Source organism: Streptomyces spiralis, assembly GCF_014654675.1.
GTDB lineage: Bacteria > Actinomycetota > Actinomycetes > Streptomycetales > Streptomycetaceae > Streptomyces > Streptomyces spiralis.
The window spans coordinates 59,391-86,099 of record NZ_BNBC01000001.1; the positions used below are offsets into that span (position 1 = coordinate 59,391).

The window sequence follows — 26,709 nt, forward strand, 5'->3', positions numbered from 1 at the left end:
CGTCGGGCCCGGACCGGTGGCGCGTCCAAGACCCGGCGTGATAACCGATGGTTATGACAGGGGACGTGCATGTACGAGATCTGCGCTACTTCGTCGCGGTGGCCGAGGAGCTGCACTTCACACGGGCCGCCGAGCACCTGTACGTGTCCCAGCCCGCGCTGAGCAAGCAGATCCGCGCGCTGGAACGGCAGTTGGGCGTGGACCTCTTCGAGCGCCGGCCGCAGGGCGTGGCGCTCACCGAGGCCGGTACGGCGCTGCTGCCGCACGCCCGGCGGGTGCTGGACGCCTGGGCGGAGGGCGCCGGCGCGGTGGAGTCGGCGCGGGCGGCGCTGCGGGGCACGCTGGTGGTGGGCATGAGCACCAGCCCGGGGCGCGGCGGGCTGCTGCCGGCGATCCGCTCCCGCTTCACGGCCGCGCGGCCCGGGACCTCCCTCAGACTGCGGCAGGTGAGCTGGGAGGACCCGACGGCCGGCCTGGCGGAGGGGGCCGTGGACGTCGCCTTCGTGTGGCTGCCGCTGCCGGACTCCGAGCGCTACGGCTGGACGGTGGTCGCCGAGGAGCCGCGGCTGGTCGCGCTGCCCGAGGCGCATCCGCTGGCCGCCCGTGCGGAGGTGGACTTCGCGGACCTGGCCGGACTGCCGTTCCTGGCGCTGCCGCGGGCCGCCGGTCCACTGCGCGACTACTGGCTCGCCCTGGACGCCCGCGGCGGCACCCCGCCCGTGATCGGCGCGGAGGTGGCGAGCACCGAGGAGACGTACGAGGCGCTGGTCGCGGGGCTCGGTGTGTGCCTGGTCGCGGCCGGCAACGCGCCGCTGATCAGCCTGGGCGGGGTGATCACCCGGCCGGTGCGCGGCATCGGGCCGAGCCGCTACGCGCTCGCCTGGCGCCGCGAGGACGCCGACCGCCCGCTGGTGCGCGCATACGCGCAGGCCTGCCGACTGGCCACGGAGGGCGGCTGAGACACCGCCCGGGGACGGCCGGGACAACCGGCCGGGGACGGTCAAGACGCCCGTCCGAGGACGGCCGAGACACCCGGCCCGAGGACGGCCAAGACACCCGACCCCGGGACAGCCGAGACTCCCGCCCGGGGGCGGGTCACGCCGCCTCGGGCTCGGGTTCGGGTTCGTCGAGGAGCAGTTCGCGGGTGCAGTCTCGGATCAGGGTGTGGAAGGAGAAGCGGGCCGGGGTGTCCTCGCGGATCAGGTTGTTCTCGATCAGCACGTCGAAGTGGCGTTCCACGTCGCCGGCCGGCAGGCCGGTCACGGCGGCCGCGTGGGCGACGTCGTAGGACGGGGACGGGTGGCGGCTGATGAGGCGGCTGAACCGGCGCTGGGAGGGGTTCAGGTGCTGGTAGGACGTGCGCAGCATGGACATCAGGTCGCGGTCGGCGCTGTGCAGGCAGCTCGCCCGCTGCGGAGCGCCGGCCAGGCGGTCCACGAGGTCGGCGACCGCCCAGGTGGGGCGTGAGCGCAGCCGGGTCGCGGCGATGCGGAGGGCGAGCGGCAGCTGGCCGCACAGCTCGACGGCCCGGGCCACCTGATCCGGTTCGCGGGCCGCGCGCTGCTCCCCCACGATGCGGGTGAACAGCGCGGCGGCGTCCGCGGCCGGCAGCACGTCCAGCCACAGGGGCACCGCTCCGTCCAGCGCGCTGAGCTTGCGGCGGCTGGTCACCAGCACCAGCGAACCGCCGGCGCCCGGCAGCAGGGGGGTGACCTGGGCGGTGTCGGCCGCGTCGTCGAGGACCACCAGGCAGCGCTCGCCCGCGAGCCGTGACCGCCACAGGGCGCTGCGCTCCTCCAGGCTGCGCGGGATCGCCTCCGGCGCCACGCCACTGGCCTGGAGCAGGGTGGCCAGGGCCTGTTCGGGCGGCAGCGGCGGCCGGTCGGCGCTGTAGCCGTGCAGGCTTATGAAGTACTGCCCGTCCGGGTAGTGGGCGGCGACGCGGTGGGCGACGCGCACGGCGAGGGTCGTCTTGCCGACGCCGCCCATGCCGTCGACGGCGATCATCAGCGGGGAGTCCGCGTGCTCCTGGGCGGCCAGGCCCAGCAGGGAGTTCAGTTCGGCGGCGCGGCCGGTGAAGTCGGTGAGGTCGTGGGGCAGGTAGTTCCGGCGGTTGCCGGGCGGGGAGACGGGCGCGGTCGCGGGTGCGGACACGGAGACGGATGCGGACGGAGGGCGTACGGCGTCGTCGTCGCCCCCTGCCGGCTGCCCGGGTCCGCCCGGGGCCCGGGTGCGGCGCGGCGCGCGGCCGGCCGGTGCGGGGCCGCGGGCCGCGGGCGAGTCGGCGAGGATCTCCGCGTGCAGGGTGCGCAGGTGCTGGCTGGGCTCCAGGCCGAGTTCCTCCGCCAGGAACCGCCGGCCCTCGTCGTAGACGGCGAGCGCGTCGGCCTGCCGACCGCTGCGGAACAGGGCGAGCATCAGGCTGCCGCGCAGGGAGTCCCTGAGCGGGTACTCCGCGAGCAGCGCGTGCAACTCGCCGACCACGGAGCTGGTTTCACCGATCCTCAGGCGCAGTGTCATGAGGTCCTCCAGCGCGGTCAGCCGCTGCTCGTGGAGCTTGACCGCGGCGGAGGTGACGCTGGGGCAGTGGATGCCGGCGAAGGCGTCGCCGCGCCAGAGGTCCACCGCCGACTGCAGCAGGCGGATGGCGTCGGCGTAACGGCCCTCGCGTTCGGCCGTGGCGGCGCCGCGCACCGATGTGACGAAGCGGTGGGCGTCCACGGCGTCGTCGGGGACCATGAGCCGGTACCCGACGTCCATCGTGACCAGACTGGTCTCGTCGGCCGCGGAGAGGATGCGGCGCAGGTCACGGATGGCGTTGTGGACCTGGGGGCGGGCGGAGGACGGCGGGTCCTCCCACAGCTCGTCCACCAGCACGTCCATCGGGACCACCCGGTTGGCGTGCAGGAGCAGCAGGGCCAGGAGCTTCTGCTGGCGCATGCCCCTCACGCGGACGAGTTCACCCGACTGGCGGGTCTCCAGAGAACCCAGGACGAGGAATTCCATTTCTTTTGTTCCCCCGATGTGCGGGTCGGTCGATCTCCCGAGGTCGGGGGTGGTCGTTCCCCCTGGGTGCGGGCCGTTCGGTACTGCGCGCTCGGGACGCGGTCACTTTCCCCAGGTGACGTCGTCCGGCGTTTCCACGGCGGTGGTCGTGCCCGTTCCCTGTTCGGCCTCGACGACTCCCGGAATGCGCTGCACATGGTGCGCGGCGGTCACCGAAAGCGTCATTCCGCCGGCGGCGAGAAGCACGGAGGCGACGATTTTGGAGACACGGGTAGCCAGCACGGAATTTCTCCTTCAAAGGTGAGTGGATTCCCGGTGACGATTCACCGGTCCGGTCGGCGGATGTGGTCGCTTCCGCCGATGCCTCTACTCTGCTCGAGCTCCGGCCGAGAAGGAACGGAAAGCGGGTGGACGGAACCTGCACTGACCTAAGCCGTCCACCGCGACCTGCGGTGACGCACGGGGCTCAGCTGTCCCACCAGGGACCGGGCACCAGCACCGCCTCGGCTTCCAGGATGCGGAATTCCCGCAGTTCGGGGTGTCCGGAAACGGCCTGCCCGGCCAGGTGGGCCGCGGTCTTCTCGGCGGCGGCGAGGCCGTCGGCGAGCAGGAAAAAGCCCAGCGTGACGTCGCCCGGCGGGCCCTGATGGACCGTGATGTGCTCCAGGCCGTCCGCTTTTCCGGCGTACGACGAGACGATCGTGGCCAGATCGGGCTGCCCGGCGGCGCCGCCGGGGCCCTCGAGGCGCACGTGGATGAGATACATGCCCTCATTCTTCGGCGCGGAAATTGAGCTGGGGAGCGGCTCGGCGTGGACGGTTTATGCCATGGCATGAACCGTCATCGGCGAAGTGGGGTGCGTCGGCCATAAATTGACGCGGATGGGCGGACGTACGTACGGACGTACGACACGGCAGTACGACGACGGACGGGTCCGCCGGAGCCGCCCGCTCCGGTCCGGACCGGATCGGGTCCGGGATCGGGACCAGGACCGGGAAGATTCAAAGCGCAACTATCGCCTGGCCGGGCCGTGCGCGGGACGCTCACCTCCACCGGCGACTGAATCTTCGTCAGATTGGCCGGAACCGTCCTAGCTGTCATCTCAGGAGCCACAGGAGTTCAACATCAGTAAGCTCTGGGGCACTAAGTTTCGAACTCGGCGAGTTTGATGCTGACCAGGGGGAATGCATCATGTTGGACGTTCTGGGACTAGACGCCGTTGCCGAAGCCATCTACCGGGGAATGCTGACCAGCCCCCACGACGGCGTGACGGCACTGGCCACCCGACTGGGCCTGACGGAGGAACAGGTCCGAAGAGGGCTGGACCGGCTCAGCGAGCTGGCGCTGATCCAGCCCTCGGGACGAGAGGAAGGCGAGGGAATAGGGTTCCGGGCGATCGGCCCGGAGACCGCGATGGAGGTGCTGCTGGCCCGCCAGCAGGCGGAACTGGCGGCCCAGCAGATGCGGGTGGAGGCCTCCCGGGCGGCGGCCGCGCAGCTGATCGCCGAGTGCTCGGCGTTGCGCCCGCGCGCCGTCGACCAGGCCGCCGAGCAGCTGATCGGCCCGGAAGCGATCCGGGAGCGGCTGGCCGAGCTGGCGCGGACCGCGCGGACCGAGGTGACCACCTTCGCGCCGGGCGGCGCGCACTCGGCCGAGGACCTGGCGGCCAGCCGAAAACCCAACGCCGACCTGCTCGGCCGCGGGGTGCGGATGCGGACCGTCTACCTCGACAGCGTGCGCAACCACGCGCCCACGCTGGAGCACGTCAGCTGGCTGCACCAGCACGGCGGGCAGGTCCGCACGGTGCCCGACCTGCCGATCCGGATGATCATTTTCGACCGGCGCCAGGCGATGCTGCCCATCGACACCTCCGACGCCCGGGCCGGCGGGGTGGTGCTGAGCGGCGCCGGGACGGTCGCGGCGCTGTGCGCGCTGTTCGAGAGCGTGTGGCAGATCGCGGTCCCACTGGGCACCACGCCCAAGTGCGACGCGAAGGACATGCCCCCGCAGGAGCGAGCGGTGCTGAAGATGCTCGCCCAGGGCTACACCGACGAGGCCATCGCCAAGCGTCTCGGCGTCTCGCCGCGCACGGCCCGCCGGGTGGCGGCCAACCTGATGGAACGCCTGGACGCCCGCAGCCGCTTCGAGGCCGGAGTCCGCGCCGTCCAGGACGGCTGGCTCCCCTCGACCCGCTGACCGCGGACGTCCCCGTGCCCCAGCCTCCGCTACGCCGTCTCCCCGCTCTGCCGGGCTTCGCGGCGGTCCGCCGCGAGCAGCGCCAGGGCGGGGAGCAGCGTGACGGCGTACACGGCGAGCAGCCGGCCGAAGGAGTGGGCGAAGGCGCCGGGCACCAGCCCGTGGCGCTGCCTGGCCGCCGCGTCCAGGATCACCGTCACCACGGCGAGGGCGACGGCGCCGCCGATCCGCTGGACGAGGTTGAGCTGCGAGGAGGCGTCCGGGATGGACTGCGGCCGGATCGACTGGAACGCTCTGGTCATCGCCGGGACGATGGTCAGTCCCGTGCCCAGGCCGCGCACCGCGAGGCTCACGCACAGCAGCACGTAGGAGGTGTCCGCCGACAGCCGGGTCAGCGGCACGGTGGCGAGCATGGTCAGCGAGATGCCGACGACGACGGTGCCGCCCCCGCCCAGCCGCTTCATCAGGACCTTGCACAGCCAGGCGGCGGAGACCACGCCGATGCCGCCCGTGGACATCAGCAGACCGGTCGTCACGGCGCTCTCGCCGCGCGCGGACTCGAAGTACAGCGGGATCAGCATCATCGGCGAGTAGAGGACGAAGCCCAGGCAGAAGATGTTGACGGCCGCCGTGCGGTAGACGCGGTGGCCGAACAGGCGCAGGTCCAGCAGCGGGAAGCGGGCGCGCAACTGGCGTACGACGAACACGGCGCCACTCAGCAGGGCAAGGGCGAGCGGCACCAGCAGCGAGGCCCGCGCGTGCAGGCCGGCGCCGGAGAAGGCGTGGATGGCGAGGACGGTGCTCACCGTGCACGCGGCCGAGGACAGCAGGCCCACCACGTCCAGCGGCTTGGCCTCCTTGCCCGCCGCGGCGCCGCCCCGCACCCCGCGCAGGGTGACGGCGAGCAGAGCGACGCACAGCGGCACGTTCACCGCGTAGACCGCGGCCCAGCCTCCGGCCTCCACCAGGAGCCCGCCGATCGTCGGGCCGAGCAGCGGGCTGATCAGCATGACGCTGCCGTTCAGTGCCTGGACCCGGCCCAGCTGTTCCCGCGGTACGCCGCTGGTCAGCAGGATCGTGGACACGGGCGTGAGCACGCCGGCCGCCGCCCCGGACACTCCGCGCGCGGCGATCAGTTCCGGCAGGGTCTGGCTGAGCGCGCAGGCCGCCGAGCCCAGCGCGAACAGCGTGGTCGCGCCGGCGAAGACCCGCTTGACGCCGAACCGGGTGGCGAGCCAGCCTGCGGCCGGCATCAGCGCGGCCAGCGCGATCAGGTACGTGGTCACCACCCACTGCACCTGGTTGATGTTGCCGAACCGTGCGGTGGTGTCCTCCAGGGACACGTTGACGATGGTGGTGTCGAGCAGCGCGAGGAAACCGCCGGTGATGGCCACGGCGATGGTCAGGACGGTGGGTCCGGAGGGTCTCCCCGCAGCGTCCGCTGCGGGCGGCGAGGACTCGGGACGAGCCTCCTCGCCGGTCTGTCGGTCGGTCAGCGACATGTGGGCGTCCTTGGAGAAGTCAACAGTTCGGGAAGCAGGTCGGTTCAGTCCGCCGTCGTGAGTGCGTGCGCGACGGCGTCCAGGAGCCGCTCGCCCGCCTCGTGGGCCCCGGGGCGGTTGCGGCAGGAGAGGGTCAGTTCGGTCTCGTCGCCGATCCGGCAGGCGCTCAGGAACATCTCGGCGTAGGGCACGAGCATCGGCAGGGTGGAGAACCCGGTGGGGCGGAAGCGGTCGGTGCGCAGCTCGTCGGTGTCGATCCGTCCGTGGTCGGTGATGATCGCCGTGCACGGGAAGCGGGTGCCGTCCAGCTCCTGGGCCTCGCGCAGGGTGTTGGCGAAGGGGTTCTGGCGCAGGAAGTCCCGGCTGAGTGCGGCCACTTCGCGCTTGGCGAGCAGGGCGCGCACGATCCGGCCGTGCAGCGCCTTCCACTCCTCGTCCCGCCGGAGGTCCAGCACCAGCTGGGAGGTCAGGTTGGCGGTGGAGCGCACCGAGCGGTCGTGGCGGCGCAGGTCGACCGGGACGACCAGGCGGCCGGTGTCGCCGGCCAGGTGCCCGGAGAGCGCGGCGGCCACCCGGGCGGTGACCGCGGACGGACGGGCCGGCACCCGGCGCCGCAGCCACAGCGGGGTGCCGTCGGCCGGTCCGGTGCCGAGGATCGCGGGCAGGCCGGGGATCCGGGCCGGCGGTTCGGCGGGCGGCACGTCTCCCGCCGCCGTACGGAAGTGGGTGTCGTCGACCACCGCGTCGGCGCCGACCGGTTCCTCGCCGCGCAGCACGCGGAACACGTCGGCGATCCACTGCCGCAGGCCACGGCCGTCGGTGACGATGTGGCTGGCCCGCACCACCAGCCGGGTCGCCGGCCCCTGCGAGGCGAGGCCGACCTCGCACACCGGCCCGGTCACCACGTCCAGATCACGGTGGAAGAAGGGGTGGTCGTAGTCGGCCTCCCAGGGCAGTTCCACGACCGGCGGGAGCGGGCCGTCCGCCCGCCAGGCGGCGGCCCGTCGCCGTACCGCCATGCCCGGGCTCGCGAGGGTGGCGGCCCGCACGGCCTCCCGCAGGGCCTCCGGGTCGAGGGGTCCCTCCCCCTCGACCACCATCTGGATCAGCTGCGGGGTGCCGGTCGCCGCCGCGTTCAGATAGCCGCGTTCGATCTGCGAGATACGGCGGGTGTAGGGCCGTACCTCGGTGGCTGTCGCTGTCATGCCGCCTCCAGGGTCAGGGCGTCGGTGCCGTCCGTCCGCCGCAGGAAGCGCACCGGGACGGGCTCCTCGGCGGCCAGGGCGAGGTGCATCGCGGGGCCGGCCGTGGCCGAACGGACGTGGTACGACGGGACGTTCGTGGGCCGCCAGCCCGGCCGCCAGGCCGGCAGCCGGACTCCGGCGAAGGTCTCCTTCGTCACGTGCGAGGCCTTGATCAGCGCCTCGCACTCGGCGAAGTCCCGGATGCCGGCCGGTTCCGTCCGGCCGAGCAGTTCACCGAGCCATCGCATGGCGTACGGCCGGTCCCGCTCGTCCTGGAGGTCCACACCGACCTTCGGTCCTCTCGACAGGGCGACGGCGCTGTAGGTGTCGCAGTGGGCGACCGAGACGTGCAGCCCGTGCGCCGGAACGCTCCACCTCTTGTGCGGGTCGCGGGCGAGGTCCCGGGCGGTGACGTCCAGGCCGTACACCGCACGGGCGGCCTCGACGATCAGCGAGCGGCCGGAGCGGCTGAGGCGGTGACCCATGCGGTCGCGGGGCAGGCGGGGGTGGTGGGTGACCAGGCAGTCGATCACCGCCTCGTCCCCCGCGAGGCTGCCCCCGCCTCCCACACGGGAGTCCCTGCCGCCCCGCAGCACCGGGTCCAGCACGAGCCCCATCAACGCGCCCACCACTCACTCCCCCGTGTCGAACACGGCCGCCGCGTAGCTGCCGCCGTAGGCGAAGCTGGACAGCAGCAGCCGGCCCCGGGGGGTCTCGCCGCTCAGGGCGGCGACCAGGCCGAGGGCGCCCGCGCTGCCGTACGTCTCGCCCAGCAGCGCCTTGGGGGCGAGCACCGGGCGGCCGTCCAGGCCCGCCAGGCGCAGGGCCCGGGACTGTGCCAGGTCGACCAGGCTGTAGCCGGAGGCGGCGGAGACGACGGTGTCGATGCCGTCCGGGCCGGTCTCCGCCTCGGCCATGGCGGCGCGCAGCGCCCGCGACCAGGCCTCGCCGTCGCGGCCGATGCGGCCGATGCCCGCCGGCTCGCCGGAGGCGCCGTAGCCGCGGACCCGGGCGAGGACGTCCGCGCCGCGGTCGGCGGCCGACTCCCGGCTCTCCAGCAGAACGGCCGCCGCCCCTTCGCTGAGCACCGTTCCGGTGCGGCCGCCGGGGACGACCCGCGCGGTGCGGGCGTAGCCGGGCAGTCCGGCCTGGGTGGCCAGGGCCTGCTCGGGGAACTCGTCGGCGATCACGACCATGATCCGGTCGGCGGCGCCGCGCGCGATGACCCGGGCCGCGAGCTGGAGGGCGAGGACCGAGCTGGTGCCGCCGTTGGCGATGGTGGCGGTGTAGCCGCGGTAGCGGTGCAGCATCGCCACATGGCCGGCGGCCGCGTTGACGACGGTGTTGGCGAACAGGGCAGGGTTGGCGCCGTTGATGCCCTGCTGGAGGACGCCCTTGTGGAACTGCAGGACGGACGTCACCGGGCCGTAGCCGGTCGCGAAGACGATGCCCGTGCCCTCGGCCTCGGCCCGCGAGGGCTTGCCGTGCCGGCCGTACAGGTCGGCGACCGCGGCGGCGGCCAGCAGGCTGAGCGGGTCCATGCGGCGGGCGCGGCTGGGGTTGATGCCCCGGGAGGCGGCCTTGACGTCGATCCGGCCGACGGGCACCTCCCCGACGCCCTCGACCTCCTCCACCTCGGTGAAGCAGGGCCGGTCCTCGGCCAGCGCCGCGAGCAGCTCGGCGGTGTTGCGGGCGGCGCCCGCCAGGCCCGCGACACCGGTGACCACCACGTCGTGGACGGACTCCGTGCGCCGGGGCGCCGAGCCCGGTCGGCCCGGACGGTGGAGCACCACGGAGGCGTTGTTGCCGCCGAAGGCGAAGGAGTTGGACAGCACCACCTCGGGAGCGCCCGGGCGTCCGGTGTCCGGGACGATGTCCAGGCCGAACGGCTGCTCCACGCCCCGGGTGTTGACGGTCGGCGGCAGTGTGCCGCGGTCGATCGCGAGGGTGCTGACCACCGCCTCCACCGCGCCGGCCGCACCGAGGGTGTGGCCGATGATCGACTTGGTGGAGCTGGCCGGCGGGACGGACGAGCCGAACAGCAGCTTGACGGCCTTGGGTTCGGAGGCGTCGTTGGCGGGGGTGCCGGTGCCGTGCAGATTGAGGTAGTCGACGTCCGCGGGGCCGAGACCGGCGGTGTCCAGGGCCTGCGCCATGGCGGCGCAGGCGCCCTTGCCGCTGGGGTCGGGGGCGGTCTGGTGGTAGCCGTCGCAGGACAGGCCGTACCCGCCCAGCTCGGCCAGGGGCCGGGCGCCGCGGGCGACGGCCCGGTCGGCGGACTCCAGGACCATGAACCCGGCGCCCTCGCCGAGGGTCAGCCCGCTGGAGGCCGACATCGGCGAGCAGGGCTCGGCGTCCAGCGCGCCCAGGGCGCTGAAGCCGTACGCCGACAGGGAGGCGAGCGGGTCGACGCCACCGCAGATGACGTAGTCGACGTCCTCCTTCCACAGCAGCTCGGCCGCGTAGCCGAGGGCCACGGCGCTGGCGGCGCAGGCGTTGGAGAGGACCACGCGCGGGCCGCGCAGGTCGAACTCGGCCGCGATGTAGTCGCCGACGCAGGGCAGTTGGGAGGCCGCCGCGGCCTGGGCGTCCAGCCTGCCCTCGTGGACCAGGCCGGCGTGGACGCCCTCCAGGGTGGGCATGGCGCCGAGGCTGGAGCCGACCACGACCGCGACCCGGTCCCGGTCGACGGTGTCGAGGTCGAGGCCGCTGGTGCGCAGCGCCTCCCGGATGGCGGTGGCGGCGAGGGCGTAGCAGCGGTCGACGTCGGACGGCTGCTCGGCGGTGACCATGCCCGCCCACTCGGTCAGCAGTTCGGAGGTGTCGAAGAGGGTGTTGGTGCGGATGCCGGAGGTGCCGGCGGTGATGGACGACCAGCCCTTCTCGACGTCGTCCCCGGCCCCGGTGATCAGCCCCAGGCCGGTGAGGGCGATTCTCGGTGTGGTCATCAGGAGATCCTCGTGGTGAGCGAACGGGCGATGACGCGGGGCAGGGTGACCGTGCGCAGCGGGCGCTCGGCGCCCTGTTCGTCGCCGGCGGCCAGCTCCAGGCCGGGGACCCAGAAGGGGGCGTCCAGGAGCGCGAGGACCAGCTCCTCCTCCGGGTTGGCGGCGGGCGCCTGCCACAGGACGGTGCCGACCTCCTCACCGGCGGCGGTCACCTTCGCGCCGGCGGCGAACCGGCTCTCGGCGGGGGCGGCCAGGGCGGTCAGCCGGGCGGTGCCGGTGGTCGGCTGCTCCAGGTCGTCGGAGCCGTGGAACTCGCCGATCCGGTTCCAGTCGATCATCCAGGCGAGGTCGGCCTCGCCCACCGTCAGACCGGCGAACCCGGCGGCGTAGACGGCCATGCCGGCCTCGGCCTGCACCCGGGCCAGGCCCTCCGGGCCGACCGGCGCTCCGCTCTGCTCGGCGACCGCGGCCAGCACGGCCTCGTGGGCGGCGTCGGGGGCATTGGTCAGCAGCAGGTAGCCGTACTCGCCGGTGGTGCCGACGCGCGCCAGGTGGGCCAGGGCGGCCGGCTCCTCGGGGAGCGCGGACTCGGTGACGGCGTGCAGGGTCAGTCCGGAGATGTCGAAGTCGACGAAGTTCGCGGCCACGGACCAGGCGGTCGGGCCCTCGAAGGCGCTGGCGCCCCAGCCCTCCGGCTCGACCTCGACGGTGACGTCCTCGGGGACGTCCAGCTGCTCGAGGTAGGCGCGCAGTTCGTCGGCGGTGACCTGGGTGCGCGGCAGCAGCCAGGCGTCGTCGCCGATCTCGAAGTGCAGCAGGATCGCGAACGGGGTGCCGTCGGCGTTCAGCGCCAGCGCCTCGCGGACGGTGTCGGGCTCGACGAACTCGCCGGACTTGGCCAGGAACTGGTCGAGCAGGGTGATCCGCTCGTCGCCGGAGACGCGGACCAGGGGTGCGGTGATCCGGTAGGCGCCGACGGTGGTGCGGACGGTGGTGTAGTCGTCCGTCTCGGTGCGCAGCGGGGCGGTGGTCATGGCGGGTGGTTCCTTCCGGTGTGTGTCTGGGTTCGTGTGGATGTCGGTGAGTGCGGTGTTCACAGGGCGGGTTCGCGGTGGACGGACAGGTGCCAGGCGTTCTCCCGTCGCGCCGGGGACGCGCAGCCGATGAGGAGGCCGGAGGGGGTGGTGCGCAGGACGATCTCCGCCTCGGCCGGGCCGGTGCCGGTGGCGTCCGCGGGCCGGCAGTGCAGCCAGGTGCCGTCGGAGAGGCGTACGGCGACCGCCGCGGCCCAGATCTGCCGGAACTCGGAGGAGTCGAGCTCCCACCGGGTGCCGGCGGAGTCGATCACCGCGGTGGTGCGGCGCGGGGTGTGGGGGGTGAGCCAGAGGACGACCTCCTCGTGGGAGCCGGGCGCCTGGATGTCGACGCGGACCGGCTCGCCGGTGTCCTCGGACGCGGTCAGCTCGAAGCCGATCCCCTCCTGCGGGCCGTACAGGGCGAGCGGGTGCTTCTCCTCCCACGCGGCGGTGGAGCGCACGCCCCAGCCGAGGCCGCCGGCGCGGCCGAACCGGCTGTGTTCGGCGGTGACCCACATCCCGGCGCTCCAGCGGGGGTTGTTGCCGAACGCCCGGGTGCGCGGGAACGGGCTGCGCAGGACCTTGCTCGTGCCCTCCTTCCATGCGGTGACGCCCGCGGCGGACGCGTCGAGCTGAATCCGGCGGGGGCCCGCCACCGCTCCTGCGGCCACTGCGGCGGCACCACCGCGGGTGTCCCGGCGGTGGAACTCGGTGCGCAGCCGGGCCACCCCGTCCGGGCCGGCCGCGAGGCCCCGCTCCAGCAGGGCGCTGTGGATCAGCCGGACGGGTTCGCGGACCGGCACCCGGACGTCCCAGTCCGCGCCGTGCCACGCCAGGTCGCCGCCCGGCGGGGCGGTGTGCGCGGCGGCGACGACCTCGGAGGCGTCGCGGACACCGAGGCCGAGCCCGATCGGGCGGGCCGGGCAGCCGCCCGGGGCGAAGGTGCCCTGGCGCAGTCCCACGGTCTGGAAGATCCGGCCGGGCCTGCGGGTGAAGGTGAAGTCCTGGCCGAGCACCCCGTCGGTGAGGGTGATCGTGCCGGTGACCTCGTCGTCCCCGCACCGCTCGGTGACCCGTACCCCGCCCTCGACGGGGACGAGTTCCAGGTCGCGCGGTTCGCCCTCACGCCAGCCGGCCGGGCGGTCGGCGCGGCAGCTGGGCCAGGTGGAGACGAACACCGGCCCGTGGTGGCCGTCGGCCAGCACGCGCACGGTCCCGTCGTCGCCGTCCACCTCCACCGCCAGCCCCCCGGAGGCGAACCGGTACGGCTCGACCCGGCGCGGGGCGCGGACCCGGTACGGGGGTTCGGCGAGCCCGAGCGTGCGGCTCGCCCCGTCGGGTCCGCTGACCTCCGCCCGCCGTACGACGCCCCGGTCGACGTCGACGCTCGCGGTGAGCCGGAACTCCCCCAGCGCCAGGCAGTAGTCGACCGTGCGGACGCCGTCGAGGAGGCGGACGTCGGAGCGCAGTTCGTCGTCGCGGGACTCGGTGACGGTGGCGAAGCTGTTCAGGCCGCCGAGGGCCGCCCGGACGTCGGGGCCGAGGTCGGCGAAGACGCTGCGCAGGATCAGCGGGATGTAGTTGTGCAGTTCGACGTTGCCGTCCTCGCCGGGCACGGTCTGCCCGACGGAGACGCAGCCGACGCGCCGGTACAGCTTGAACGCCACGGTGTTGGCCGGGTTGACGGTGAGCCGCAGCACCAGGCAGCCGGACTGCACCATCCACTCCACGGCCTCCGTGAACAGCCGTCCGGTGATCACGCCGTTGCGGTAGGCGGGGGCGACGAAGAACATGTCGGCGATCAGCTCGCCGGCCCGGGCGGAGCGCCGGCCGGTGTTGTGGAACAGGCCGAAGGTGCCCACCACACGCCCGCCGTCCACCGCCACCAGGAACGTGCCGGTGTCCCGCTCGGCGAGCTCGCGCTCCAGTTCCTCGCCGGTGATGCCTCCGGCCACCGGGTTGGGGTTGTCGCGGTGGCGGTTGTAGAGCTCCGCGATGTCATGCGCGTCGCCCTGCTGGTACGGGCGGATCGTGATGGACATTCCACACCTCCTTCTCTTCGGGTCGGATGCGTACGGGGCTCGTTCTCGGGCCCGTACGCGTACGGGCTCATGCGGGTGGAGGGGCTAGCCCTTGCGGCCCGTGGTGACGATGAGCGAGCCCGCGGCGGCCAGTTCGTTGCCGACACTGGCGCGGACCGAGACCTGCCTCAGGCCGCCCAGGCGCTGGCCGAGCTTGGCGTCGAGGGTGAGCTGGTCGCCGGGGACGACCAGCCGGGAGAACTTCATCGAGCTGATCGAGCCGAGGTAGCCGACGCTCGCGGAGGGGTCGGCGTCGCCGAGCGGCTCGGGCGACTCGATCATCTCGGCGACGTAGACGACGGCGACCAGCTGGGCCATCGCCTCGACGATCATCACGCCGGGCATGATCGAGTGGTCGGGGTAGTGGCCGGCGAAGAACGGCTCGTTGACGGAGACGCTCTTCACCCCGCGGCCCGAGACGCCGGGCACGACGTCGTAGGCGCGGTCGATCATCAGCATCGGCCAGCGGTGCGGCAGCATCCGCTTGATGTCGTCGGAGGAGTAAGCGAACTTCTTCTTCGCGCTCCTGGCCGGTGCCTCGGAGGTGACGGTCATGCTCACACCTCGCGGGCTTCGACGAAGTCGACCAGGGCGTTGATGGAGCCGAAGGCCTCGAAGTCGTCGTCGCTGATCAGCACGTCGTACTCGTTGTTGACCATGACGACGATCTCCAGGGTGTCCAGCGAGTCCATCTCCAGGCCGCGGCCGAACAGCGGCTGGTTGTCGGAGACGACGGCCGGCTCCACGTCCAGGCCGAGCCGGTCGATGATCATCGACTTGACCTTCATGTTCTTCTCCAGGCGCGCCTCGGCCTGGCTGCGGATGTCCTCGAAGGTGGCGACGGACATGGGTGTTCCTTTCGATGAGAGATCAGATCTGTTGTGATATGGGCTAGTTGGGGATCATTCCGCCGTCGACGGTGAGCACCTTGCCGGTGATGTAGGAGGCGGCGGGGCTCGCCATGAAGGCGACCGCCTGGGCGACCTCCGCCGGGGTGCCCATGCGCCCCATGGGGATCGCCTGGAGGGCCTTCTTCATCTGCGCGGGCGGCACCTTCTTGACCATGTCGGTGTCGATGAACCCGGGCGCGACGACGTTGACGCGGATGCCGCGCGGCGCGACCTCGTACGACAGGGTCTTGGCCAGCGAGATCACCCCGCCCTTGCTGGCCGCGTAGTTGGCCTGGCCGGCCCGACCCGCGATGCCGCTGGTGGAGGCGATGAGGACGATCGCGCCGCCGCTCGCGTACATCTGCTTGGTGGCCTCGCGGGCGGTGTAGAAGGTGCCCGTGAGGTTGGTGCCGATGACCTCCTGCCACTTGGTCGCGCTCATGGCGGCCAGGTGTCCGTCGGCGGTCACCCCGGAGTTGAGGACGGCCACGTCGAGGGAGCGCCAGGCGGTCTTCAGCTCCTTGTACATGGCGGCCACCTGGGCCTCGTCGGAGATGTCGGCCTTCAGCAGCAGTGCCTCGCGGCCCAGGGCGCGGATCCGCTCGCCGACCTCCTCGGCCCGGGCGGAGCTGGAGCGGTAGTTGAGGGCGACGTCGCAGCCGTGTTCGGCGAGCGCGATCGCGACGGCGGCGCCGATGCCCCGGGAGGCGCCGGTGACCAGGGCCTTGGTGCCCTCGGCGAACAGGGTTCCCGGTGTGCTCATGCCGCGCTCCCCAGCATCGCCGCGGTGACGCGGTGGCTGCCCGGGTCGAACCCGGCGGCCTCGGTGCCCAGACCGGCCTCGGTGGCGGTCCTGAGGACGACCTGCGCGACCGCGAGGTCCAGGACGCCCAGGCCGAAGGGAGAGAAGATCACCGTGCGGTCGGTGGCCGGCGGCTCGGTGCAGCCCAGCACCGAGGCGATCTCGGCGTGCACGAACTCCCGGTGGCCGACCTCCCGTTCGGCCCTGTGCAGGGAGGTCTGCTCGCGGATGGCGTGCTCGATGTCGTCGACGACGTTGTAGGCGTCCAGGACCGAGCCGGTGCTCAGGTCGCGCAGGGACAGGTGCAGGATGACCTGGCCGGCGGGCCGCTCGGGGTACTCGGCCAGGTCCAGCCAGTACGTGGAGTCGGTGGTCGCGATGGACACGGTCTCGGCGGCGAGGGCGTCGCCGACGTCTCCGGTGCGGAAGGCGACCTTCGGGTATTCGGACTCCAGTTCGGCGGCGAGGACCTCGGCGCGGCCCGGTACGACGTCCTGGAGCACGACCGTCTCCAGCTCCGGGTGGGTCAGGGCGAGGAAGGCGAGGACGCGCTGGTTGATCGTGCCGCAGCCGATCAGGCCGGCGGTGCGCACCCGGCGGTCGCCGTGCAGGGCGCCGGCGGCGAGGGCGGCGCTCGCGGCGGTGCGGGAGGCGGAGATCTGGCTGCCCTCCAGCAGCGCCTTGGGGTAACCGGTGTTCAGGTCGTTGAGGATCTGCACCGAGGAGGCCCGCTGCAGGCCCTGCTCGACGTTCGCCGGGAAGGACGAGATCCACTTCAGGCCCATCACCGGCTCCGGGCCGCCCAGGTAGGCGGGCAGGGAGATGATGCGGGAGCCGGTGGGCCGCGGCGGACGCAGGAAGCTGGAGAACGGCACCTGCGAGTGGCCCTGGCCGTGCAGCACGTAGGCGCTGCGCACGGCGTCGAGGACGGCGGGTTCGAGACCCCTCAGGGCGGTGTTGACGTCGTCCCGTCCGAGGATCTTCACGGCTCACTCCTTTCGTGGTCGGGGTTCGGCTGAGGCTGGGGTTCCTGGAAACGGGTCTCGACCCAGGCGTCGGAGTAGATGGTGTCGAGGTAGCGGTCGCCGCCGTCCGGGAGCACCGCGACGCAGGTCGCGCCCGGCTCCAGCCAGTCGGTGGCGCCCTGGAGGGCGGCGATCACGGCGCCGGAGGAGCCGCCGGCGAGGATGGACTCCTGGGCGAGCAGCTGCCGGCAGCCGCGGACGCAGTCGAGGTCGGTGACCTTCACGACCCGGTCGGCCAGGCCCGGCCGCAGCAGCGGCGGTACGACGGCCGCGCCGTGCCCGGGGATGGTGCGCCGGTGTCCGCGTTCCCACGGTTCCGGCGGGCCGAAGATCACGCTGCCCACGGCGTCCACCGCGACCACCCGGGTGGCCAGCCCGCTCTCCTGGATGTACTCGGCGCAGCCGCGCAGCGTGCCGGTGGTGCCGGCGGCGAGGAACAGGTAGTCGGGGCCGCCGGGCAGCGCTTCGCAGATCTCGCGCATGGTGTGGTGGTGTGCGCGGGCGTTGTACTCGTTGGCGTACTGGTTGGGCCAGTAGGCGTCGGGGACGCTCTCCAGCAGGGCCTGTACCCGGTTGATCCGGGCGGGCAGGTACTCGCCGGTGGCGGGGTCGCGGTCGACGACCTCGACCGTCGCGCCGTAGGCCCGCATGATCGCGGCGTTCTGCGCGGTGGTGCGCGGGTCGACGACGCAGATCAGGCTGAGCCGGTAGAAGTTGCACAGCTGGGCGAGGGCGATGCCGAGGTTGCCCGAGGAGGACTCCACGACGGTGGAGACTCCGGGGACGAGCTTGCCGGCCTGAATGGCGTGCTCGATCATCGACTTGGCGGCACGGTCCTTGATGGAGCCGCCGGGGTTGAAGCGCTCGCACTTGGCGTACACCTGGAACCGCGCGGGCGGGAACAGCCGGTCGAGCGCGACGAGCGGGGTCGAGCCGATGGTGGCGACGATGTCGGGGTCCCGGGTCCGGGTGGCACCGAGCACCGGCGCCGACGCGTCGGAGGCGAGGACGGTCATTCCGGCACCTTTCTGCTGATCTGGAGCCGCAGTTCGCTGACGTAGCGCTCGCCGTCGGCGTCGGTCAGCCACGAGTCGTCCGGGGCCGGCAGCGGTTCGCTGAGGGTCACGGCGGCGTCGGGGTCGAGGCGGCGCGCGGTGCGGACGAGGCCGGCGAAGGCGAGTACGAGGGTCGGGCTGGTGAAGTCCACCAGCGACGGCTTGGTCTCCTCGGGGAACTTCACGAAGAGCAGGTCGGGCAGGGCCTGTTCCGCCACCCAGCGGCGCACCGCGAGGTAGTCGCGCTCCCGGTCGGCCTTCTCCGGCAGGGCGATCCCGGTCACCGGCAGCCGCCAGGTCTCCCGGAACAGCACCAGGTCGTCGAGGCTCACGCGCGGGGCGTGCGCCCGGTCGAGCCCGACCTTGAAGGCGTCGGCGGCGATGATGGAGACCGGCACCGCGAGCAGCTCGGCGAGCGGCCAGGTGCGGCCGTCGGGGGTGGTCGCGGTGACGGTGCCGTCCGTCTCGGCGAGCGCGATCGCCGCCGCCGGATCGACGCGGGTCCGGTCGTCGTAAGGCGCCCTGGTGAACCCGATCAGCCGGTCCCCCGCCCCGATCGGCGCGGGCACCATCCGGCCGCTGTTGCGCTTCCACTCCACCGGCAGCAGCGGCACCAGCCGCGGGGCGTCGATCGCCGCGTTGACCTTGTCCCGCAGCGAGCCGGCGTCGGTGGTCCAGTCGAGGAAGGGCAGGTCCAGCGTGGCCAGGCAGGCGTGCAGTTCGCCGAGGACGACGGTGTGCTCGCCGGCGTTGACCGCCTCCGGGGAGGACGCCACCACCTGGAGGTCCGGGCTGTGGACGGCGAGGTGCGGTGAGCGCACGGGTCCGGTGGCGAAGACCGCGCGGGCCCGCTCCTCGATGTCCGCCACCCGCAGCCGCGCCGGGACGGACGCGTCGGCCGCCGGGTCCAGGTCGAGCACCTCCCGCCATTTCTCGGCCAGTTCGCGGGTCGCGGTGTGCACCGGGGTGGCGTTCTCGCCCCAGAACAGGCCGAGCACCTGCGTCCAGACGTCGGCGAGGGTCACGTCCCTCCGGCGCTCCGCGGCCTTGCGCACGAAGCGGGCGACCTCCGCCTCCACCAGCTCGGCGAGCCGGTTGCCGAACCAGTCGGCCGCGTCCGCGACCAGGGCCAGCGGCCGGGCGACGGCGTCGAAGAAGTCCCGTCCGAGGTCCATCCGGACATCGCGCAGCGCGTCCTGGTAGCACAGGGTGCGCCCGGCGTACGCCTTGCCCTCCTCCCGGGAGGCCGCCTGTCCGGTCGTACGGACGAAGAAGTCGTCGAGCCGGTCCAGGGCGGCCACCAGCTGCTCCGCGCCGTCCGCGCGGTCGATGTCCTCGCGCAGCCGGTCCAGTTCGGTCAGGACCGCCTGGCAGCGGACGAACAGCTCCGGGTCGCCGATGCCGGCCACCCGGCGCCGCAGGATCTCCTCGGCGCGTACGTCGACGGGGATGTTGGCGTCCCAGGTGAGGACCCGCTGCTTCAGCAGCCGGGTGAGGACCTTCTCCACCCGTTGCCGGGCGGTCGCCGGGTCCCAGCCGGCGGTCGCCGCGAGGGCGTCGGCGATGGCCTCGCCGCCGCGGTCGCCGTCGGCCAGCCGCAGCACCTGGACGTCGTCCTCGCGCAGCCGCACCGTACGGCCGCCCTGCATGACGAGCCGGTCGCCGTCGAGGTGGACGTCGGGCCGGAGCACCGGCGGGAACCACCAGCGTGCGCCGGGCTGCGCCGTCATCCAGTCGGCGAGGGCCGCCACCGTCCAGCGTTCCAGGAAGGTGCGGCTCTCGGCGGTCAGCGCCGGGCCGTGCTCCACGTCCATGGCCGGCTGCCCCTGCCCGACGCCGATCCAGGCCGCCGGGCCGAAGAAGCCGATCGTCTCGGCCTTGGCGCAGTAGCGCAGCCAGTACATGGCGAGGGTCCGCTCGCGCCGCCGGCGCTTGGACTCCGGACCCTTGCGGGCCGCGACGGAGTCCAGCAGGTGGTAGACGGTCCGGTTCTGCCAGGCGATGGCCCGGCGCACCCGGTCGTCGGCGGCGAGCCTGGCGAGCTGTGCGGACTCGGCGTCGGTGTCGGCGCGGTAGGCGGCGCGGAAGGCGTCGTAGGAGTCCTGGGCGTTGTGGGCGCCGTGGGCGTTGTAGGCGCCACGGGCCGTACCGCCGCCGTCGTCCGTCAGGGCCGCCGCGCGGGCCGCGCGCGGGCCGCCGAGCAGCTTCAGCCCGGAGACCGGGAATCCCGCGCTGCGCAGCAGGCCCACCCCCCACACCCGCCAGGGGCTGTCGCCCAGCGGGTGACCGGGGGCGAACGCGGACCAGTCCAGGGCCTGCCTGGTGTCCAGTGCCGTGGTCATCAGGCCGCTCCCCGCAGGGCCGGCACGGGTGCCGAGAGCGCGGCGGCCAGCCGGGTCACGCCCTCGGCGATCCGCCCCCGCGCCACGTTGCTGAAGCACAGCCGCAGTCCGTCGGCGTGTTCGCCGTCGATGCCGAAGTGGCTGCCGGGCACGTAGGAGACGCCGTGTTCGGCGGCGGCCTCGGCGAAGCGGGTGGTGTCGACACCGTCGCGGTGGCGCAGCCAGATGTAGAAGCCGCCGCCGGGCCGCTCCCACTGCCAGGGCCCGTCGGTGCCCAGTTCGGCCTCCAGCGCGTCGGCCATGAGCGCGCACCGCTCCTTGTAGCTCGTGCGGTAGGCGTCGAGCAGGTCGCTCCAGCCGGCCCGGGTGTGGAACGCGGCGAGCGCGGCCTGGGCCAGCGCGGACGGCGACAGGGACATGATCTCGGTGGTACGGCGCAGGGTCCGCGCCAGCTGCTCGGGGGCCGCGATCCAGCCGCAGCGCAGGCCCGGCGCGAACACCTTGGAGAAGGTGCCGAGGTAGATCACGCGGTCCGGGTCGAGTGCGTGCAGGGCGGTGGTGGTCTCGCCGTCGAAGGACAGCAGGCCGTAGGGGTTGTCCTCGATGAGGAGGAGGTCCAGTTCGCGGGCCGCGGCGAGCAGTTCGTGGCGGCGGGCGACGGAGAGGGTGGCGCCGGTCGGGTTCTGGAAGGTGGGGTTGCAGTACAGCAGCCGTACCGTCCGGCCGGCGGCACGCAGCCGCAGGACGGTCTCCCGCAGCGCCGCCGCATCGAGGCCGTCGGCGTCCTCGGGGGCGGGGTGGAGAGTGAGGCCGGCGGTGCGGAAGGCCGCGGCGGCGCCGGGGTAGGCGGGGGTCTGGACGAGGACGGTCTCGCCGGGCGCCGCGATCCCGAGGCCGACGGCCATCAGGCCCATCTGGGAGCCGCCGGTCGGGACCAGCCGGTCGGCGCCGGCGGTGGTGCCCTCACGGGCCATCAGGTCGTTGATGGCCGGGACGAGGGCCCCGGCGACGTGCGGGGTGGTGTACTGCAGGGCGAGTTTTCCGCCGAGCCGGACGAGCCGGGAGAGCTGCGCGGAGATCGTCTCCAGGGGCAGCACGTCCAGGTCCGGCAGGCCGCCGGCGAACGAGATGACGTCCCCGCCCCGTTCGAACAGGCGCGGCATCTCCACCTCGGGGCGTATGTCGGTCCACATGGCGCTCAGCTCCCCGCTCTGGCCGGCAGCGCGGCGGCCAGCTGGTCCTGCACCGAGCGCCACAGACCGGCGGAGGATGTCAGCGAGGGGTCGCCGATCACCTCGGGGTCGATCTCGATGCCGTAGCGCTCCTCGACCGCCATCACCAGGGCGATGGTGTGCAGGGAGTCCACGCCGAGATCCACGAGCGGGGTCTCCGGGTCGGTGACCGTCACCGCGCAGACCTGCTCGACGAGCTGGTCGAACTGCGACTGGGTCGGCTGGTCAGACTGCGACTGGTTCATGGCTGGTCCTCGTCTGGGTGGGCTCTGCGATGGGAGGCGTCGGGGTGGAGGGCGGGGCGGGTGGCGCCGTGGCGGACGGCGGGGCCGGTGCCGCGGTGTCCGCGTGGGGCGGGCCGGGTGGATCGACCAGGAGCTGGACGGCCCTGCGGTCGGGCTTGCCGTTCTTGGTCAGGGGCACGGTGTCGATGAGGCTGATCCGGTCAGGCCTGCGGGCACGGTCGAGCCGCAGCGCCAGATGGGCGCGGACCTCCTCGGCGGTGAGCGTGGTGCGCACCGCCAGGTGCAGCGGGCCGTCCTCCGGCTCGGGCCGCAGCGCGACCGCCGCGCTCACTCCGGGAATCCGCTCGGCGGCGTCCTCGATCTCGGTCAGGCCGAGGCGGATGCCGCGCCGTTTGATCATGTCGTCGTCGCGGCCGACGAAGTAGAGCCGGCCGTCCTCGTCGAGCCAGCCCTGGTCGCCGGTGTGGAGCTCGAGCGAGCCGTCGGCGCGGCGGACGTAGCGCTGCTGCTGTTCGACGGGGACGCCCCAGTAGCCGGCCATCACGGTGGCGCCGTGGACGACGATCTCGCCGGTCTGCCGGGGGCCGAGAGTGGTGCCGTCGGGGGCGGTGATCCGGACCTCGTCGCCGGGGATGGGCCGGCCGACGGAGTCGGGGTGGGCGGCGTACTCGGCGGGGTCCAGGATCGAGATGCGCTTGCACTCGGTCATGCCGTACATGGAGGCGAAGCCCGATCCGGGGAAGACGTCGAGCAGTTCGGCCATGACGGCCTTGCCCGGGCGGGCCCCGGTGTTGGTGAACAGCCGCACCTTCGTGGGCCGCCGGTGCTTGCGCTGGAGGAGGGTGAGGATCTGCGCCAGCGAGGGAACCAGGGGGACGACCGTCACACCGTGGTCCTCGATCACCCGCAACAGGCCCATGTCCCCGGCGCGTTCGGCGAGAACGAGGGTGCCGCCGGTCAGGGCGCACAGCAGCGCCTGGTAGAGGCCGTAGTCGAAGGAGAGCGGCAGCCGGCACAGCACCACGTCGTCGGCGCGGTAGCCGAGGCAGGCGTTGATGGACTCCAGCGAGGCGAGCATCTGCCGGTGCGGGCAGACGACGCCCTTGGGGCGGCCGGTGGTGCCGGAGGTGTAGATGAGCATGGCGACGGCGTCGTCGGGGACCTCGGCCGTGAAGTCGTCGGCGGGGGTCCGCTGGATCTCCTGCCAGGCACGGGCGGGTTCGGCGGTGCGCGGGGCGCTCGCTCCGGCGCCGGGCGAGCAGATCGCCAGGGCGGCGGAGCAGTCGTCGACGATGTGGGCGAGCTGGGTGTCCGTCAGATCGGGGTGTACGGGGACGAAGACCGCGCCGATGCGCAGGGTGGCGTAGAAGAGGGCGAGGAAGGAGCGGTCGTTGCGGCCGGCGTGGACGACGCGGTCGCCGGCGGTGACGCCCTCGGCGCGCAGCCAGCCGACGGCGCGGTCCACGGCGGCGCCCAGTCCGGCGTAGTCGAGGGGGCCCTCGGAGTCGACGACGGCCGGGTGGTCGCCGCGGTCGGCGCGGCGGTGGGCGAGCAGGTCAGACACCGGCATGGACGGGCACCTCCTCCCGTACGGCGGACTCGAGGGCCTCGAGGCGGGCCTGGGCCTTGCCGATGTCGCGGGTGGTGTTGAGCGGCAGGACGGCGAGTTCGGGATGCCGGCGGCGCAGGATGTTGGTGAGGGTCTTGGCGGGTGGCAGGGACACCGTCAGCGCGGGTGCCAGCCGGGCCAGGCTCGCCAGGCACAGGTCCCAGCGCACGGGCCGTACGACCTGGTCGACCAGGCGCCGGCGGATCACCTCGGGCGTGGCGAGCACCTCGCCGTCGGCGTTGGAGAGCAGCAGCCCTTGGGGCCGGGCGAAGTGGGTGGCCTCGGCGGCGGCGGCGAAGGTCCGGCGCGCCGACTCCATGTACGGGGTGTGGAAGGCGCCGGCGACCGGCAGCGGTTTGACGGTGGCCCCGGTCGGCGGCGCGGCGGCCAGCTTCGCCAGGTCCTCCTGAAGTCCCGCCGCGACGATCTGGCCGGGGCCGTTGAACGTGGCGGCGGTCAGGCCGAGTTCGGCGATCCGGTCGAGCACCGCCGCCTCCTCGCCGCCGACCACGGCCGCCATCGAGGTGGGCGCCTCGGCGCAGGCGGCGGCCATGGCGCGGCCGCGGACGGCGGCGAGCCGTACGGCGTCGGCGGGTGTGAGGACGCCGGCGTGGGCGGCGGCGGTCAGTTCGCCGACGGAGTGGCCGGCCACCACCGCGGTCTGCGCGGACGCCGCCGGGGCGAGCGCCTCGTGCATCAGCAAGCCCTGCGCGACCAGCAGGGGCTGGGTGTGCTCGGTCCGGGCGATGGTCGCGGCCGGGGCCTTGGTGCCCAGGTGGACCAGGTCCACGTCCGCGGCCTCGGACCAGGCCCTGACGCGCTCGGCGTACACCGGGTCGCGCAGCCAGCCGGCCAGCATGCCGGGGGTCTGGGAACCCTGGCCCGGTGCAATGATTGCGAACATTTGTTCTATCCCCCTTTCGTGTCGGGTACCTGTCGCGCGGCGCTGAGGCGGGTGGCGGCCGGTACGGCGGTGCGGTGGGAGCCGTGGAGGGAGGGGCGCTGCGTGGGGAGCCCCGGCCTTGGACGGGTGGGTGCGGGAAGGGCGGGCCTGGCGGCCGAGACACCCCCTGAGGCCGAACGGGAGGTCCTAGTTGCGGCCCGTGCTCTTGGCGAAGCGGCGGATCGCCATGAAGGAGAAGCCGGCGAACCAGGCGGCGATGTTGAACACGGCGCCGGCCAGGCTGGAGTGCTCGCCGCTGAAGGTGTAGCCGTCGGTGAGCCAGTAGCGGGCCAGGGTGGAGACGCCGTACATCGGGGTGTACCGGGAGATCTCCAGCATGGTGCCGCTGAGCGGGATGAACAGGTTGCCGAGGAAGGCCAGCGCGGTCATGGTCAGGCCCGGCATGTGCATCACCACCTCGGGCTTCATGACCAGGCCCATCGCGATGCCGAGCGCGGCGAACACCGCGGCCCCCAGCCAGGCGACGAGCAGGGAGGTCACCCACACCTCGGTGCTGGTGTGCGCCCCGGTCAGGGCGCCGAGGACGCCGACGATGGCGACCGGCACGGCGGCCATGACGACCGAGCAGACCACCTTGACCAGCAGATAGCCGGGCGGGGCCAGCGGGCTCAGCGCGATGGTGCGCATCCAGCCGGCCGACCGCTCCACGGAGATGGTGGCCGCGGAGCTGGTGGCGGCCATGGCGGCGCCGTAGACCGCGAGGCCGATCATCATCCAGGCGGCGAAGTTGCCGTGCGGCAGCGTCCCGTGGGCGGGGGCGGTGCGGAACAGGGCGAGGTAGAGGACCGCCGGGAGGAGCAGGGTGAAGATGGTGGTCTGGCGGTTGAAGCGGCGGCGCAGCTCGTAGCGGACGAAGGTCGGGTTGACGCCGCTGAACGGCGAGGTGCGGGCGCGGGCGGGGACGGCGGCCGGCGCGGTCACGGTGGTCATCGCGAGGCCTCCTGGGGGTCGCGGCCCTGGTGGGTGATGGCCATGAAGGCCTCCTCCAGGCTGCGCGGGGCGACCTCGATCTCGGTGGCCGAGGTCTGGGTGACCAGCACCCGCAGCAGGGCGTCGGAGTCGGTGGAGTCGAAGTAGTGGCGCTCGCCGCGGACCACGCAGGAGCGGACCGCGGCCGAGGCCGCCACCGCCTGCGCGTCACGCGGGCTGATCAGAGCGGAGACGGTACGTCCGGTCATGGCGGCGCGGATGGAGGAGGCGGAGCCGTCGGCGACGACCCGGCCGCGGTCGATCATCACCACACGGTCGGCGAACTGGTCGGCCTCCTCCATGTAGTGGGTGGCGAACATGACGGTCATGCCGCGCTCGGCGTCCTCGCGGACGGTGGCCCAGAACTCCCGGCGGGCGACGACGTCCATGCCTGCGGTCGGCTCGTCCAGCACCAGGAAGTCCGGGTCCGACAGCAGCGCGACCGCGAACCGCAGCCGCTGCTGCTCGCCGCCGGAGCACTCGGCGACCCGGCGGTGGCGCAGCGGCGTGATGCCGGCCCGGGCCATGACGTGCTCGATGTCGGCGCCGGGGTGCAGCGAGCCGAGCATCCGTACGGTCGCCTCGACGGTCAGGTCGGGCAGCAGCCCGCCGGACTGGAGCACGGCGGCGACCCGCCCGGCGCGCACCGCCTGCTGCGGCGCCTGCCCGAACAGCTCCACATGACCGGAGTCGGCCCGGGTGAGCCCCAGCAGCATGTCGATGGTGGTCGTCTTGCCGGCGCCGTTCGGCCCGAGGAAGGCCACCACCTCACCGCGGCGGATCCGCAGGTCCAGGCCGTCGACGGCGGTGAACTCCTCGCCCTTGGCGTTGCGGAACCGCTTGACGACCGTGCTGAGCACGGCGGCGGGGGCTTCCGGGGACCTCACCTCCCTCGGCGCCGGACGGAGTTGGGTTTCGGTCATCTTCAGGTCCTCACGATTCGGTGGGGGCTGCCTTGGCGGAAACCACTCTTGCGCCCCGCGCTATCCGGCCGAACCGGAGCGGCTATCGCCGCCCTATCGAGGTACGGGCATACGGGCTGAGCTGCCGAAACTCGCCGGACCTGAGGCGAGAGGCACCGGCGGTGCGAGCCGTCGGCGCCATCGGGATGAGCCGTCGTGACGTCATTTCACCGGCGAGGCCCGGCCTTCAAGAGCCGTACGCGTACAGCGCGGCCCGCCGGGCGGCCGCCGGCGGCCGCCACCCGTTCGACCCGGACGACCGGGGCAGATCGGGTACATGGTCCGACTCCTGCGCCCCGACCTGTCTCCGTCGAGGTCCACAGCTGCAACGGCCCCTGCTCGGGCCTGGGCTCCGCCGATCGGCTGCTCATGTCCCCGTGGGTCCGCCATCGAGGACCTGCGTCCCCTCGACCAGCCCTCGTGAGGCGTTCCGTGAACGTATCGGCGGGCTGCTCCTGGACAGCGAGGTCCGGTGCTCCGGCCGCTGCTTCGCCCTGCCTCGGCACCCACGCCGACGCTGTTCCTGAGTGCCCACACGGCGGAACCGCCGCCCGGCCCGGA

At 73.3% G+C, this 26,709-nt stretch carries 23 protein-coding genes; 2 read left to right on the forward strand and 21 right to left on the reverse strand.

The genetic code is table 11. The features are described from left to right. Positions 1-47: 47 nt before the first annotated feature. The gene (locus IE318_RS00270; RefSeq protein ID WP_189895487.1) at positions 48-959 is read left to right on the forward strand and encodes a LysR family transcriptional regulator; all 912 of its coding nucleotides are present in this window, start codon (positions 48-50) and stop codon (positions 957-959) included. Between the two features lie 136 nt (positions 960-1,095). Here IE318_RS00270 and IE318_RS00275 read toward each other — a convergent pair whose 3' ends face one another. From IE318_RS00275 to IE318_RS00285, 3 genes are all read right to left on the reverse strand, one after another. After that, positions 1,096-3,006 (reverse strand): AfsR/SARP family transcriptional regulator, encoded by a 1,911-nt coding sequence (locus IE318_RS00275; protein ID WP_189895488.1) that lies wholly within the window; start codon positions 3,004-3,006, stop codon positions 1,096-1,098. 102 nt (positions 3,007-3,108) lie between these two features. Beyond that, a complete protein-coding gene (locus IE318_RS00280) occupies positions 3,109-3,288 on the reverse strand; it encodes a hypothetical protein (protein ID WP_189895489.1) in 180 nt (59 codons plus the stop codon). Positions 3,289-3,472: 184 nt separating this feature from the next. Beyond that, positions 3,473-3,772 carry a hypothetical protein gene (locus IE318_RS00285; RefSeq protein ID WP_189895490.1) on the reverse strand — a complete coding sequence of 100 codons (300 nt, stop codon included), beginning with the start codon at positions 3,770-3,772 and terminating at the stop codon, positions 3,473-3,475. A 425-nt stretch (positions 3,773-4,197) separates the two neighbouring features. Between IE318_RS00285 and IE318_RS00290 the strand changes: the two genes are divergently transcribed. Next, positions 4,198-5,202 carry a LuxR C-terminal-related transcriptional regulator gene (locus IE318_RS00290; RefSeq protein WP_189895491.1) on the forward strand — a complete coding sequence of 335 codons (1,005 nt, stop codon included), beginning with the start codon at positions 4,198-4,200 and terminating at the stop codon, positions 5,200-5,202. A 29-nt stretch (positions 5,203-5,231) separates the two neighbouring features. Here the strand turns inward: IE318_RS00290 and IE318_RS00295 are convergent, their stop codons facing one another. The 18 genes from IE318_RS00295 to IE318_RS00380 form a co-directional block, all read right to left on the reverse strand. Continuing rightward, entirely contained in the window at positions 5,232-6,704 is a 1,473-nt protein-coding gene (locus IE318_RS00295; RefSeq protein WP_189895492.1) for a DHA2 family efflux MFS transporter permease subunit, read from the reverse strand. 44 nt (positions 6,705-6,748) lie between these two features. After that, complete coding sequence (locus tag IE318_RS00300; RefSeq protein ID WP_189895493.1) at positions 6,749-7,909, reverse strand: hypothetical protein; 1,161 nt, start codon at positions 7,907-7,909, stop codon at positions 6,749-6,751. Next, positions 7,906-8,577 carry a 4'-phosphopantetheinyl transferase family protein gene (locus IE318_RS00305; RefSeq protein ID WP_189895494.1) on the reverse strand — a complete coding sequence of 224 codons (672 nt, stop codon included), beginning with the start codon at positions 8,575-8,577 and terminating at the stop codon, positions 7,906-7,908. Before IE318_RS00305 ends, IE318_RS00300 begins: the two co-directional genes overlap by 4 nt. A gap of 3 nt (positions 8,578-8,580) precedes the next feature. Then, the gene (locus IE318_RS00310; protein ID WP_189895495.1) at positions 8,581-10,896 is read right to left on the reverse strand and encodes a beta-ketoacyl-[acyl-carrier-protein] synthase family protein; all 2,316 of its coding nucleotides are present in this window, start codon (positions 10,894-10,896) and stop codon (positions 8,581-8,583) included. Then, the gene (locus IE318_RS00315; protein ID WP_189895496.1) at positions 10,896-11,930 is read right to left on the reverse strand and encodes an aminomethyl transferase family protein; all 1,035 of its coding nucleotides are present in this window, start codon (positions 11,928-11,930) and stop codon (positions 10,896-10,898) included. The genes IE318_RS00310 and IE318_RS00315 overlap by 1 nt, the downstream gene beginning before the upstream one ends. A gap of 59 nt (positions 11,931-11,989) precedes the next feature. After that, on the reverse strand, positions 11,990-14,014 hold the full coding sequence (locus IE318_RS00320) for a GNAT family N-acetyltransferase (protein ID WP_189895497.1): 2,025 nt from the start codon (positions 14,012-14,014) through the stop codon (positions 11,990-11,992). A gap of 84 nt (positions 14,015-14,098) precedes the next feature. After that, positions 14,099-14,608: a 3-hydroxyacyl-ACP dehydratase FabZ gene (gene fabZ / locus IE318_RS00325; RefSeq protein WP_030176432.1), complete on the reverse strand. Its 510-nt coding sequence runs from the start codon at positions 14,606-14,608 to the stop codon at positions 14,099-14,101. A gap of 2 nt (positions 14,609-14,610) precedes the next feature. Beyond that, entirely contained in the window at positions 14,611-14,901 is a 291-nt protein-coding gene (locus IE318_RS00330; protein WP_030176434.1) for an acyl carrier protein, read from the reverse strand. Positions 14,902-14,944: 43 nt separating this feature from the next. Then, positions 14,945-15,706 (reverse strand): 3-oxoacyl-ACP reductase FabG, encoded by a 762-nt coding sequence (fabG, locus tag IE318_RS00335; RefSeq protein WP_189895498.1) that lies wholly within the window; start codon positions 15,704-15,706, stop codon positions 14,945-14,947. Continuing rightward, entirely contained in the window at positions 15,703-16,731 is a 1,029-nt protein-coding gene (gene sbnB / locus IE318_RS00340; RefSeq protein WP_189895499.1) for a 2,3-diaminopropionate biosynthesis protein SbnB, read from the reverse strand. The genes fabG and sbnB overlap by 4 nt, the downstream gene beginning before the upstream one ends. After that, on the reverse strand, positions 16,728-17,786 hold the full coding sequence (gene sbnA / locus IE318_RS00345; RefSeq protein WP_030176440.1) for a 2,3-diaminopropionate biosynthesis protein SbnA: 1,059 nt from the start codon (positions 17,784-17,786) through the stop codon (positions 16,728-16,730). The genes sbnB and sbnA overlap by 4 nt, the downstream gene beginning before the upstream one ends. After that, positions 17,783-20,167, reverse strand: coding sequence for a lantibiotic dehydratase (locus IE318_RS00350; protein WP_189895500.1), 2,385 nt, complete (start codon positions 20,165-20,167; stop codon positions 17,783-17,785). The genes sbnA and IE318_RS00350 overlap by 4 nt, the downstream gene beginning before the upstream one ends. Continuing rightward, positions 20,167-21,360 carry an aminotransferase-like domain-containing protein gene (locus tag IE318_RS00355; protein ID WP_189895501.1) on the reverse strand — a complete coding sequence of 398 codons (1,194 nt, stop codon included), beginning with the start codon at positions 21,358-21,360 and terminating at the stop codon, positions 20,167-20,169. The genes IE318_RS00350 and IE318_RS00355 overlap by 1 nt, the downstream gene beginning before the upstream one ends. Before the next feature lie 5 nt (positions 21,361-21,365). Next, a complete protein-coding gene (locus tag IE318_RS00360) occupies positions 21,366-21,644 on the reverse strand; it encodes an acyl carrier protein (RefSeq protein ID WP_189895502.1) in 279 nt (92 codons plus the stop codon). Continuing rightward, positions 21,625-23,214: a class I adenylate-forming enzyme family protein gene (locus IE318_RS00365; RefSeq protein WP_189895503.1), complete on the reverse strand. Its 1,590-nt coding sequence runs from the start codon at positions 23,212-23,214 to the stop codon at positions 21,625-21,627. Before IE318_RS00365 ends, IE318_RS00360 begins: the two co-directional genes overlap by 20 nt. Further along, positions 23,201-24,157: an ACP S-malonyltransferase gene (locus IE318_RS00370; RefSeq protein WP_189895504.1), complete on the reverse strand. Its 957-nt coding sequence runs from the start codon at positions 24,155-24,157 to the stop codon at positions 23,201-23,203. Before IE318_RS00370 ends, IE318_RS00365 begins: the two co-directional genes overlap by 14 nt. A 186-nt stretch (positions 24,158-24,343) precedes the next feature. Next, complete coding sequence (locus IE318_RS00375; protein ID WP_189895505.1) at positions 24,344-25,147, reverse strand: ABC transporter permease; 804 nt, start codon at positions 25,145-25,147, stop codon at positions 24,344-24,346. Continuing rightward, on the reverse strand, positions 25,144-26,109 hold the full coding sequence (locus IE318_RS00380; RefSeq protein ID WP_189895506.1) for an ABC transporter ATP-binding protein: 966 nt from the start codon (positions 26,107-26,109) through the stop codon (positions 25,144-25,146). The genes IE318_RS00375 and IE318_RS00380 overlap by 4 nt, the downstream gene beginning before the upstream one ends. Between the last annotated feature and the right edge of the window lie 600 nt (positions 26,110-26,709).